Source organism: Flavobacterium chilense, from assembly GCF_001602525.1.
In the GTDB taxonomy this organism is placed as follows: Bacteria; Bacteroidota; Bacteroidia; order Flavobacteriales; family Flavobacteriaceae; genus Flavobacterium; species Flavobacterium chilense.
Window position 1 is genome coordinate 947,052 of the sequence record NZ_LSYT01000001.1, and the last position, 12,745, is coordinate 959,796.

At 34.4% G+C, this 12,745-nt stretch carries 12 protein-coding genes; 4 read left to right on the top strand and 8 right to left on the bottom strand.

Annotation, left to right across the window (positions count from 1 at the left end; all coding sequences use genetic code 11):
* Positions 1–137: 137 nt before the first annotated feature.
* Entirely contained in the window at positions 138–461 is a 324-nt protein-coding gene (locus A4F88_RS03910; RefSeq protein WP_245179023.1) for a DUF6660 family protein, read from the bottom strand.
* A gap of 316 nt (positions 462–777) precedes the next feature.
* Between A4F88_RS03910 and A4F88_RS03915 the strand changes: the two genes are divergently transcribed.
* Together A4F88_RS03915 and A4F88_RS03920 are read left to right on the top strand one after the other, a co-directional pair.
* Positions 778–1,899, top strand: a complete 1,122-nt coding sequence (locus A4F88_RS03915; RefSeq protein WP_068841194.1) for a hypothetical protein — start codon at positions 778–780, stop codon at positions 1,897–1,899.
* A 10-nt stretch (positions 1,900–1,909) separates the two neighbouring features.
* Positions 1,910–2,683 (top strand): porin family protein, encoded by a 774-nt coding sequence (locus A4F88_RS03920; protein WP_068841195.1) that lies wholly within the window; start codon positions 1,910–1,912, stop codon positions 2,681–2,683.
* Between the two features lie 2 nt (positions 2,684–2,685).
* On the opposite strand, the gene A4F88_RS03925 is transcribed toward A4F88_RS03920, so the two are convergent.
* The 5 genes from A4F88_RS03925 to A4F88_RS03945 all read right to left on the bottom strand — a co-directional run bounded on the left by A4F88_RS03925 (position 2,686) and on the right by A4F88_RS03945 (position 9,373).
* Positions 2,686–3,270, bottom strand: a complete 585-nt coding sequence (locus A4F88_RS03925) for a chemotaxis protein CheB (protein ID WP_068841196.1) — start codon at positions 3,268–3,270, stop codon at positions 2,686–2,688.
* Positions 3,252–4,061, bottom strand: a complete 810-nt coding sequence (locus A4F88_RS03930; protein ID WP_068841197.1) for a CheR family methyltransferase — start codon at positions 4,059–4,061, stop codon at positions 3,252–3,254. The genes A4F88_RS03925 and A4F88_RS03930 overlap by 19 nt, the downstream gene beginning before the upstream one ends.
* A 6-nt stretch (positions 4,062–4,067) precedes the next feature.
* Complete coding sequence (locus A4F88_RS03935) at positions 4,068–4,433, bottom strand: response regulator (RefSeq protein ID WP_068841198.1); 366 nt, start codon at positions 4,431–4,433, stop codon at positions 4,068–4,070.
* Between the two features lie 140 nt (positions 4,434–4,573).
* Entirely contained in the window at positions 4,574–8,143 is a 3,570-nt protein-coding gene (locus A4F88_RS03940) for a response regulator (protein WP_068841199.1), read from the bottom strand.
* 15 nt (positions 8,144–8,158) lie between these two features.
* Positions 8,159–9,373 carry a hybrid sensor histidine kinase/response regulator gene (locus A4F88_RS03945; protein ID WP_068841200.1) on the bottom strand — a complete coding sequence of 405 codons (1,215 nt, stop codon included), beginning with the start codon at positions 9,371–9,373 and terminating at the stop codon, positions 8,159–8,161.
* A 300-nt stretch (positions 9,374–9,673) separates the two neighbouring features.
* Here A4F88_RS03945 and A4F88_RS03950 point away from each other — a divergent pair, with 300 nt between their 5' ends.
* Together A4F88_RS03950 and A4F88_RS03955 are read left to right on the top strand one after the other, a co-directional pair.
* A complete protein-coding gene (locus A4F88_RS03950; protein WP_068841201.1) occupies positions 9,674–10,522 on the top strand; it encodes an SDR family oxidoreductase in 849 nt (282 codons plus the stop codon).
* Between the two features lie 174 nt (positions 10,523–10,696).
* Positions 10,697–10,957, top strand: coding sequence for a SemiSWEET family sugar transporter (locus tag A4F88_RS03955; protein ID WP_068841202.1), 261 nt, complete (start codon positions 10,697–10,699; stop codon positions 10,955–10,957).
* Positions 10,958–11,074: 117 nt separating this feature from the next.
* Here A4F88_RS03955 and A4F88_RS03960 read toward each other — a convergent pair whose 3' ends face one another.
* Positions 11,075–11,905: a hypothetical protein gene (locus tag A4F88_RS03960; RefSeq protein WP_068841203.1), complete on the bottom strand. Its 831-nt coding sequence runs from the start codon at positions 11,903–11,905 to the stop codon at positions 11,075–11,077.
* A 301-nt stretch (positions 11,906–12,206) separates the two neighbouring features.
* A complete protein-coding gene (locus tag A4F88_RS03965; protein WP_068841204.1) occupies positions 12,207–12,545 on the bottom strand; it encodes a hypothetical protein in 339 nt (112 codons plus the stop codon).
* Between the last annotated feature and the right edge of the window lie 200 nt (positions 12,546–12,745).

Sequence of the window (12,745 nt, forward strand, 5' to 3'; positions counted from 1 at the left end):
CTGTTACTTCTGTGGAGAGTCCACAACGTTTCCAGTGATTGCTGATGGAAAATTTTAGATATACAGCATTTTTAAAATCAAAAGCCGTTAATTTTCAATCTAAGATCTAAAATCAATAATCTCCCGGACAGGTGTCATTATGCTATTTGAGGGGGCTGCCAGATACTTCCGTAGAAATTGGAAGCTAAAACAGAATTATAATTGGGTAATGGAACTGAAATAATAGAACAGGTTACAGGAAAATCAAAAACTACAGAGGTCTGATAACTTAAAACCTGTGCACCACAACAATTACAGGTGCAAAATGGTGAACATAAATCGTTTTGTTTATCATGAGTATGATTCGCTTCTGAAGAGAACTGAGCCGTTTTATGTGCAACACTATTTACTTCCATATCTGCACAGGGCATATTTGAAAGTGCCATCAAATAAATTGATAATAGTATTGTTATCCATTTCATAAGCACAAAAATAATATTTATTCTTTTACAAAAAGTAAATATTTTATGATGTTTATTTTTAAAAATCAAGAACATTTTAACAGAACACACTGATTATCTTCATCTTATAAGTATAGTTTCTTAAAAAATATTATAACTGTTAATTTTTTTTAATTAACTTTAACAATAATTAACACATATTTCAAAACTTTTACCCTTAAAACCATATAAACTATACTCCTGTAAAACAAAAAGATAAGCCGACATAGTCCCCCTATTCATTAGTACACATTATTATTTACGCAGTTTTATTAATTAATTTTAAAAACACTCATCAATGAAATGTAACAAACTAATATCAGCCGCTTTCTTATTCTTTAGTATTCAATTTTTCGGTCAGGTTTATACTGACAAAATCGTAGGAGAAAAAAACAAACAATTAAAAGATAGTCTTAAAACAATCGATTATCCTTATGCTCTGCCCATCTGGGGAGAAAAGGTAGCTCAAAAAGGGTATAATTTACCTTATTCTGCAGGGCTTTCAGTGAACTATTTCTGGCAGGATTCAGAAATTACGATAAAAAACCTTCAGGTAGGTTTTAATAATGGCCCCATGTATAATTTAGACGAAATTGTTCGTTTTGATAAATCGTCTGTAGAAGCCGGAGCGATCACAATCAGACCGGATATCTGGCTGCTTCCTTTTTTAAATGTCTACGGAATTTTTGGAAAAGCAAAACCTACTACCAAAATAAATGCGGGAATCTGGATTCCCGATGCCGATAATAACTGGTCGCAAATTGCCAGTTTTAATACCAAAGCCAATTTTGATGCGACGACGTTTGGATTAGGCTTAACGCCTACTATTGGTATTGGCGGCGGCTGGCTGGCTCTTGACATGAATATGTCCTGGAGCGATGTGAGTGCGCTGGATAAACCTGCTTTTTCTTATATTTTTGGACCAAGGCTTGGAAAAACCTTTAAACTTCGTAAGCCTGAAAGAACTATTGCTTTGTGGGTTGGCGGTTTCAGGGTTCACATTGAAGGAAATACGCAGGGAAATATTGCTTTATCTGATGTATTAAATCTGGATAACGCTCAGCAAAAAGTAGATGAAGGCTTGAACAAAGTATCTGAAAACCAGACAAAAGTTGATACCTGGTGGGATGGATTAACGGCTTCTCAGCAAAAAAATCCTGCCAATATTGCGAAACACAATACTGCTAACAGAGCGCTGGAATCTGCCGGAAACTTTTTAGCTACTCTGGATGGGGCTTTGAGTACTGCCGGATCATCAACGGTTCAGTATTCTTTACAAAAGGCACCTAAAGATATGTGGAATTTTATTGTTGGGTCTCAGTTTCAATACAATAAACATATTATGTTTAGAGCAGAAGCCGGATTTTTAGGAACCCGTACACAATTTTTAACGGGTCTTCAGTACCGTTTTGGACTTTAATCTTTTCTTTATGAAAAAAGGTTTATGGTTACTTATCGCGTTATTTTGTATCGCTCCTATACATTCTCAGGTTTTAATTTCTTTAATTTTTGGAGACAAACTTAATTCGCCATTTCTGGAATTTGGTTTAGAAGGCGGTGCCAATTTCTCTACTATTTCAGGCCTTGAAAGTACGGGAACAAATGTGGGTTTTAATCTTGGTTTTTACTTTGATTTCAGATCTAAACAAAATCCTGCCTGGATGATTAATACAGGTGTTATTGTGAAATCACCAATGGGTGCGCATGACATTCCGGTCTATTCTTTAAACGACGTCAATCTGGACAATACTTTTGCCGGAGGAAGCGTAAACCGCGAAATACGTTACTTTAATGTGCCTATTTTGATTAAATATCAGTTTAAAAATAATATTTACCTTAAAACAGGTCCGCAATTTGGTTTATTGGCTAAAGCATTTGATGAATTTAAGAAAGAAGTTGACAAGGACGATGTGGTCTATAAAAAGAATATCAGGGATCAGATTCGGGTTATTGATGCCGGTATTGCTTTTGGCGCAGGTTATCATATGAATGTTGGCAATGGCTTGAATATAACGGTGCAATATTATTACGGACTGGTTCCGGTCATGAAAGGCGATGGTCCAAATGTGTACAACAGATCATTCTATCTCACTGCCGGAATTCCTATAGGAAAAGGAAAAGCAGCGCAAAAACGAGCTGAAAAAGAAGCTGAACTAAATAAAGTTATTCTTCCTGAAGATGAAATGGTGAAACCTAAACAATAATATTAGGTATTGATAATGCTAATAAATTCCAGGATTTCCTGATTGTCCAATACAAAATCAGGAGCTGCATTTAAAACGGCATTGTGTGGCATAAAAGGCATTTCGGCTGCTGTTGGGTTTTGTACTACAATGGTTCCTCCGGCGGCTTTTATGGCTTTTAGACCATAAGTACCATCGGTATTGGATCCTGATAATAAAATGCCCACTAAAGTTTCTTTGTAAACTTCGGCAGCAGACTCAAAAGAAACATCTATGCTTGGACGACTGTAGTTTATTTTCTCGGAAATATCTAAAGAAAGTGTATCGTTTTTTTCGAATAGTAAATGATAATTTGAAGGCGCTACATAAACAAATCCGGGTAAAAGCGGCACTTTATCTTCAACCGGTTTTACTGAAACTTTTGATTTTAGCGTAATTAATTCTTCTAATGTCTGATCATCTGTACTTTTCCTGTGTACTACAATTACAATAGCAAAACCATTTAGTTGAGGCAAATCAGGTAAAATTTGCATCAAAGCATTTAAACTTCCTGCCGATCCGCCAATGATGACTACTTTGCAATTTGATATTATTTTACTTTCCTCCATATTTTTTCTTTGCCTAACTGTTTGTATTTGTTTGGCGCTATAGAATATTTTATTGTTTCTTTTGTTCCTAATGCCAGAAAACCTAAAACAGCTAAACTTTCGTCAAATAAATTAATGACTCTTTTTTGGAGATCATTATCAAAATAAATTAAAACATTACGGCACAATATCATATCAAATTCATTAAATGAAGTATCTGAAACGAGGTTGTGCTGTGAGAAAACCATTTTTTCTGCCAGTTCTTCATTAAACTTGGCAATGCCATAATTAGCAATATAGTAACTTGAAAAATCTTCCTGTCCGCCGGCATCACGATAGTTTTCTGAATATTCTTTCATCATCCGTAAAGGGAAAATTCCTTTTTTGGCTGTTTCCAGAACTGTAGCATTTATATCTGTGGCATAAATAAGGGATTTGTGGAGCAAACCTGCTTCTTTTAGCATAATGGCCATCGAATATACTTCTTCGCCTGTAGAACATCCGGCATGCCATAATCTAATAAAGGGTTTTGTCCCTAATAAGGGTAATATTTCTTTTCTGAGAACAGTATAAAAAGCCGGGTCACGAAACATCTCTGTAACATTTACCGTAATTTCGTCGACCATTCTTTTATAATACTCGGTATCATATCGAACTCTTGAGAGAAATTCATGAAAATGAGTAAATCCATCCAAATGCATTACCCGGTTTACGCGTCGTTTTAACGAAGCTCTCGAATAACTGCTAAAGTCAAAACCATAATATTCATAAACATCATTAATAAGTGTTTCTAACTCGATATCTTCAATCATAATCCATTAAATTTTGCTTAAAAGAAGCAGTAATTTATCCACATCAACCGGTTTAGAGATGTACGCATCTGCTCCGGCCTCCAAACATTTCTCTTTATCTCCTACCATTGCCTGTGCCGTTACTACCACAATAAAAACTGATCTTCTGCCAGGAAGTGCCTTTATTAACGGAATAGCATCGTAACCATCCATCTCAGGCATCATCATATCAATCAAAACCGCATCGATATGTTCATCAGTACTTAATAGTTTCAAAGCTTCTTCGGCACTTAAACAAGACAAGCAATCATATGATTTGGCACGTAAAGTGTGTTCTAAAGCAAAAATGTTTCTAGAATCATCATCAATAATTAAGAGTCTTTTTTTATTCATTTCGTCTACTTTTTATTTTTTTGTCACGAATGTGCGTTCTGTTTTTTTGCCACGAATTGCACGAATCTGCCCTAATTTTTAAATTCCTGCTTTACTTTTAATTTGTGGAAATTCGGGCAATTCGTAGCGTCTTTTTTATTTTATATTTTATCGTACAACCATACTCTCAATAACGAAAGTAACTGATCAATATCTACCGGTTTGGTGATATAATCTGAAGCTCCCGCCTTAATACATTTTTCTCTGTCGCCTGTCATAGCCTTGGCTGTTACAGCTATTAAAGGTAAGTTTAAAAATTTAGGCATGCTACGGATTTTTTCGGCAGTTTCGTAACCATCCATATTCGGCATCATCATATCCAGTAAAACAATATCTGTATCCGGATTTTCATTTAATGTTTTAATGGCTTCTTTACCATCAAAAGCAGTAATGACATTCATTTTAAAAACTTCCAGGGCTTTTGTAAGCGAATAAATATTACGAACATCATCGTCTACAATCAATACTTTTTTCTCGTGTAGAATGTTGTTGAGTAAATTTAGCTTTTTATAGCTTTCTTTTTTGTCTTTTGCATCTTTTTTATCTTCGACTAAATGAAGGAAAAGCGAAACTTCATCCAGCATTCTTTGGTACGAATGTGCAGTTTTTACAATAATAGAATCAGCATATTTTTTAATTTTAACTTCTTCTTTCATCGATAAACTTTTTCCTGTAAATACAATTACAGGCAGGTTTTCTAATCCCGGAGATTTCTTCACGCCATCTAAAATCTGATAAGCATGTTTGTCCGGAATTCCCATATCAAGAATCACACAATCTACTTCGGTTTTGGTAAGTGCTTCTAATCCTTGTGAAACTTCACTTTTTATTTCGGAGTTGATATTGTATGTTTCTAAAAAGTAGGCTAATGCTTTTGCATGTTTTGGATTATCTTCTATAATCAGAACTTTTTGGGCTTCTTTATTAATGATATGTTCAATTCGTAAAAACACATCCGGAATTTTATCAAAAGCAACCGGTTTGTCTAAGAAATCTACGGCTCCTTTTAGCAAACTTTCCTGTTTCAATTTGTGCGATGACATAATATGAACCGGAATATGTTTGGTTTCTGCATGGTTTTTTAATTCTTCCAGTACTTCCCAGCCACTTTTTATTGGTAATTCGATATCCAGTAAAACTCCAACCGGTTTATAATGCAAAGTAAAATTAAGCGCATAATCGCCTCGGACAGAAACAATACCTTTGTATCCTTTTTTTCTGGTAAAGGTTAAAAGTGATTTGGCAAAATTGATGTCATCCTCGACAATTAAAATGACTTTATCTCCCGGTAAAACAGAATCTCTGTCATCTTCGATTTCATCAGGAATTGTTGCGCTGATGTATTTGTTTTTTGCAGTTGTTTTTTCATCCGGTTCAACCTCAGTAAATTCAGTTGGCGGTATTTTTTCTACATTGATTTTATGAATGGCAGATCCAAAAACAGGCAAACATAATGTAAATGTACTTCCTTGATTAACTTTACTATGCAGGATAATCTCGCCTCGAAGCAGTTTTGCCAGTTCTCTGCTAATAGACAACCCTAAACCGGTTCCGCCATATTTACGTTTTGTAGAACCATCTGCTTGTTGGAAAGCTTCAAAAACTAAAGGCTGTTTTTCTAACGGAATTCCGATTCCGGTATCTTTTACAATAAAACAAATAATTTTATCGTCGTCTGTACTTATTTTAATTTCCAGACTAACTGTACCTTTTTCAGTGAATTTTATCGCATTCGAAATCAGGTTTTTCAGAATTTGCTCTAAACGCATTTTGTCTGTTTTAATGACAATTGGCGCATCTTTCGAAATGATTTCAAAAGCAACTCCTTTCTCTTTTGCTACCTGATTGAATAAATTCCATAACGTATCCGTGATTTCTTTTGTTGAAACATCTAAGAACTCCAACTCCATTTTTCCGGCTTCGATTTTCGAAAGATCCAGAATCTCATCGATCAATCCTAATAAACTGTTTCCTGAACTCTGGATTACTTTGGCAAACTCAATTTCTTCGGCTACCATGCTTTTGTTATTATTTTCGGATAACAAACGGCTTAACAGCAAAATCGAATTTAAAGGAGTTCTTAATTCGTGCGACATATTTGCCAAAAACTCTGATTTGTAACGTGTAGTCAGTTCCAGAGCTTCTGATTTCTTCTGGATTTCGTTGTTTTTTTCTTCCAGTAAAACACTTCTTTCAGACAATTCTTCATTGGTTTGTTCCAGTTCTTCCTGTTGTACACGAAGTTCTTCTTCAGAAGCCTGAAGTTTTTCTGTTTGTGCTTCTAATTCTGCATTGATCGCTTCCAGTTCGCTGTGCTGAACCTGAAGTTCTTCAGACTGCGCTTTGGTTTCTTCCAGTAATTCGAGTACTCTTTTTCTGTTTTGAGTTGATTTAATAGCAATTCCAATATTATTTGCAACTGTTCTTAAAAATTCCAGATGCAGGTCCGAAAATCCATAAATACTTGCTAATTCCATGGCACCTTCGATCCTGTTATCCAACAAAGGAAGGGCAACAATATGAGTAGGTTTTATTTGTCCTAAAGCATAATTAATCTGAATATCATCCGGAGATAATGTTTTTAATTCCAGTAATTTTCCTGAAACTATTGCCTGACCAATTAAGCCTTCTCCTTTTTGGATTCGTTCTCTATTTTTACTTGGTATATAGCTATATCCTCCGGCTGCATAAAGTTCATTATCTTCTAAAACATATAAAACTCCTGCACTGCTATTGGTATACTGACATACAAATTCGATTACATCTTTAGATAATTTTTGCATCAGTTTGTCGCCAAGCATCACATTATTCAAATTCGCAATACCGGTTTGAAGCCATTCTTTTTGTGACAATAAATCGAAAGAACTTTTAAGCGAAACACCCATATTATTCAATGATTCTCCCACACTTCCCAATGCATCAGCTTTGGTATCGTCTACACGAATGTCATAATTTCCGTTCGAAATATTGCTGGCAATCGTACTGATAACATCAATTCTGTCTGCAGTTTCCCTGTCTTTTTTCTCGAGTTCGTTTTGAAGTAAAGCACGTTCGTTAAAATCTTTTAATATTCTGATTAAAAACACAATCGAAATAATAAAGGCGATAATAAAAGCAACAATGATCAGGATAACGCTGTAATTACCATAGCGTTCTGAATTCTCGTTTCGTTCTTTTAAAAGATTTTGTTCTGTGTTTTCAATTGATTTAATTTTTGCACGCAAATCGCTCATCATATTACGGCCTTCGGTAAGGTCGAATGTGGCTGAGTTTTTTCCGAAACGTTTTTTTACAATTTGATTGTTCAGGTATTTAAAAAAATTGTCGCGCAGCGTTTTTAATTCTTTTAACTGTGTTTGTTGTGAAGAATTATCGATTGTAAGTTCAGTTACTTTTTCAAAATAAGCATTTGATTTTGCTTCAGCATCATTGTATCTTTCTACAAACTGTTCGTCGCCCGTAATTAGATAACCTCGCATGCTGGTTTGCGCTTCTGTAATGATAGCCGAACCTTCGTTGAGATTATAAATAACATCCTGAGTATGATTGACCCAGGAATTGCTGTCTAACAAGCTTTTTATACTAAGATACGAGGCTGTCGAACTAATCATTAAGACCAGCAACGAAACCGTTGAACTTATTAATAAATTTCTTTTAAAATTACTCTTCATGTTTTTTGGTTATAGTTATTCGTATTTTAATGGAAGTATGATAATAAAGCTTGCTCCCTTGCCCAGCTGACTTTTTGCTGTAATTAATCCGTTGTGTTTTTCTATGATTTTTTTGGCAATTGCCAGTCCAATTCCGGTTCCTTCGTAAGACTGACGATCGTTTAAGCTTTGGAAAATAATGAAAATACGATCGAGATAAATTTCATCAAAACCAATTCCGTTATCTTTTACAGTAATTCTGCAAAATTTCCCTTGCGGGGAAACAGGACTGTCAAACGATTTGTTTGAAATGATTTCTGAGGTAATTTCGATTAACGGATGTTCTGAGTTTCCGGAAAACTTCAGGGCATTTCCGATCAGATTCTGAAAAACCTGTCTCAGCTGACTCGGAATACTGTCTATAGTAGGAAGTTCGCTGGTTCTTATGGTAGCATTTTTTCTCTCGATCAGATAATCAAAATCCGAAAGGACTTCCTGCAAAACCACATTTAAGTCTGTTACTTCCGGTTTTACCTGCGACGATAATCTGGAATAAGCCAGTAAGTCTGTAATTAAAGTCTGCATTCTTTCGGCTGATTTAATCGTACGATCTACATAATCAACCGCTTTTGCATCATTAGCAAGATAAAGTTCTTTGATAATTTTTATAAAGATCTGGATCTTTCGGATCGGTTCATTTAAATCGTGCGAAACGACCCAGGAAAATTGTTGGAGTTCGTGGTTTTTCATCTCTAATTCTTCGTTTTTCAAAACCAGTTCTTTGGTCCTTTCCGCGATTTTAATTTCGAGATTGTCCTGTGCTTCTTTCCTGATTTTTATTTCTTTAGAAAGCAATTCTTTAATTCCTTTCAGCTCATTTTGCTGTTCATAGATCTTAAGGAATGTTTTTACTTTTAAAATCAATAAATCAGAATCGACAGGCTTTGTAATGTATTCTACCGCACCGGTTTCGTACCCTTTAAAAATGTATTTTTTTTCAATATTAAGTGCTGATAGAAAAATAACCGGAATGTCTTTAGTGCGTTTGTTGCCCGAAAGGATTTTAACCACTTCAAATCCGTCAAGTCCCGGCATCTGAACGTCCATTATAATCAGGCAATAATTTGTTTTAAGGATTTTTTTCAGGGCTTCTTCCCCCGACTCCGCAGTATCTACGTCGATATTATGCAGCTCTAATGTTTTTTTTAAGGCAATGATATTGGCCTTTATATCGTCTACAATTAATACCATACTGTTTTTAGGGGAGTAAAATGTTAGGAATAAAATTCGTTTTTGGTTTGAAAAATATTGAAAATGCCCTTTAAAAATAGCTGATCCTATTATTAAACAACATTGGCAAAGCCTTCAAATGTATAAAAAAAAAGAGGAAAGGAATTTTATCGAAATTGAAAATCGTTACATAATTCCCATGTTTGACCTTAAAATTGCACAACCATTTTTATTGGGATAATTTTAAAATTCTTTCGGTTAATCTGGTTTTCTTTCATTAACTACTTTAGAGTCAGATTAATTGCTCTAAACTTACGAATTATGAAAAAGACACAAACATTTCCGGAACAAAAACAGGAGCTTCCGGGACACGAATATAAAATGAATCCGGAACCTGAAATTATAAGAGAAAATTATGTGGGGAGCGGGAAACTACTGGGAAAAGTCGCTTTTATAACCGGCGGTGACAGCGGTATTGGCCGAAGTGTTGCGGTACATTTTGCCAGAGAAGGCGCTAATATTGCCATTGTTTATCTCAAAGAAGATAAAGATGCACTGGCAACCAAAGAATTAATTGAAAAAGAAGGCCAGCAATGTTTGATTATCAGCGGTGATTTAAAAGACGAAAAATTCTGCAAAAGTGCTGTGAAAAAGTGCCAGATCTTATTCAAAAAAATAAATATTGTGGTTAATAATGCTGCTGTACAATTCCCTCAAAACGAGTTAGAAAAAATAACAGCTTCTCAGCTTCATAAAACATTCGAAACCAATATCTATCCGTATTTTTATATTACAAAAGCAGCTTTACCTTTCTTAGAAAAAGGCGATACTATTATCAACACCAGTTCGGTCACAGCCTATCGCGGCAGTGAGCATCTGGCAGATTATGCGAGTACAAAAGGGGCTATTGTAAGTTTTACGCGATCTTTATCGACAATGCTTGCCAAAAAACAAATCCGTGTAAATGGTGTTGCTCCCGGTCCTATCTGGACACCGCTAATCGTGGCCAGTTTTGATAATCTAGCAGATTTTGGAAAAGACAATCCAATGGAACGAGCCGGACAGCCATCTGAAGTCGCTCCTGCTTATGTTTTTCTGGCTTGCGAAGACAGTAGTTATATCACCGGACAATTTATCCATATTAATGGTGGTGAATTGGTTGGTGGGTAATTTATAAGTACTAAGATTCTGAGTTTTTATCCTGACTTTAATAGTATAATTTAATCTCGTAAAAACGCAAAGTTTTTAGTTTATCAAATCTTAAATAAAAACATGACGTCTCGCCTTTACGAGATTTCAAAACCTTAGCATCTTAGTATCTCAGAACCTTAGCACCTTAAAAAAATGAACTTCATAGATATTATTGGACTTTTTGCAGGAACTTGCGTTACGATTTCGGTGATTCCGCAAATTTTAAAAGTCTGGAAAACCAAGAAAGTCAAAGAGATTTCGCTTAAAACTTTTGGGATTCTGACTTTTGGTATTTTGGTATGGATTGTTTACGGAATCTTAAAAGAAGATCTCCCTATTATCATTACCAACAGCGTTTCTTTATGCCTGAACCTCATTATGGTTTATTTTATCATTTACTATGAAAAAGAATGAGTTTTTTTTAGAGATGCTGAGATGCTAAGGTTCTGAGATTTTAAGTTTGTTATGGAAATAAAAAAAACAGCCCGTAAAAGCTGTTTTTCGTAATAGTCGAAGTGTATGTAATGCTTATTAGCTAGCTAATTTTTGATTGAATGGCTTATAGGATAAATGATATTTTTCTTTGAAAATGCGTGGCAAATAGTGTCGGCTGGCTAATCCTGCGGCATTTATTACTTCAGAAATATGCATACCTGAAATTCTTTTTATTTCATTGATTGGTCTGGTTGCCAGATTAAAAATAGATTCGATTGTTTTGAGGTAGTTATAACTATGCTGGGCTATCTCCATCTCTACAATTTCGTTTAAGATTACTTTTTTAAGCAAATTTCTAACAATTCCCTGTTGTGGAAGTGTTTTTAATTCCTGCCATTTCTGAGCAATCTTTAAGTTTCCGTAACCTGTATAAATATAATTTCCAGGTTCGTTTATAAATCTTTTCTTTAGCTGCGAAATCATTTCAAAATCCTGATCTTCAGCAGCAATCATAGTTGGTATTCCTATTAATGAAAACTGTATCTGTTTATGGCTCTCAAAATGCAACACACTATTGATTGATGATGTATTGCTTAAAACTCCGGTTTGATTCTTTTTAAGACTTGTTTTCTCTCCATTTATACCAAAACTGTGTGTAAATCGTCCGTTTTCGCAATAGGCAAAAAATACAGGCGCTGTCTGAAAAGATTCTATACTTAAACTTACATCCTGATTTAATGTAAGGTCAAAAGTCAAATGAGACATTTTATTGTCCAGACAAACGCCACTAATAGTTCCTTTTGCCCATTTTGATTTAATCGCTAAACGATATTCATTATTATTAAAGGTTAATTCGCCATTAAAACTATCTTTAAGATCATTAAAAATAGTATCAAATCTTCCTGTATTTAAGTATAGTTTTTTCATAATGCTCTGGTTTTAATAAAATGGTTCGTACTTATTTACGTACAAAACATCAGCTTGGTTTTTACAACTTTTTGATATTTCAAATTTCGTACATGTTGCTAATCAATTTATTATACAATTTCAGAGAGATATTTCATAATTAAAAGTTAGACGTTGTGAATCATAAGTTTTGAATTGTATACTCTCAAATCCTGGCAACTCAGCATCTTAGTACCTTAGCGCCTAACATAAAAAAAACAGCTGCTCCGGATAATACCCGAAACAACTGTTCATCAGCAAAATAAAAAACTCTTATATTTAATTATGTAAGCTCATTTATATCGGCATTTTTAGCATAATTTACCTTTGGGATTTCTTTAAAAAATTCGGCTTCTTCTAAGTCGGCTGTTGGTCCGTATCCCAATAAATGTGTTCCTTTCTTTTTATCCTTTGTTTCGATTACATACAAAATCGACATATCATCAGGATCGCTCATGCCTTCATATCTGTGATGAGCCACAATAAAAATGTCTTCAGGATCATAAACATCTTTAGTTTCTGAATCTACGAGATATTTACCATCAAACAAATAATTAGTGGTATAGCCTTCGTTTTGGTATTTTTTTATATAGTCGGTTTCGTGTTTTTGCTCTTTTTTCATGATTCAGTCGATTTAAGATTTTTTTCAAATCTGTTATTTATTCAAATTTCATCATTGAAATCAAATAAAATTAACTCAATTGATTTTTATATTATCTCATTCAAAAAAATCGAAATAGAATCAATATTTATTTTACTAATTTTAACAATTATCCGGAGCTTATTCCTAAAATCCTAAATACGTAATACTGATGCTTTATT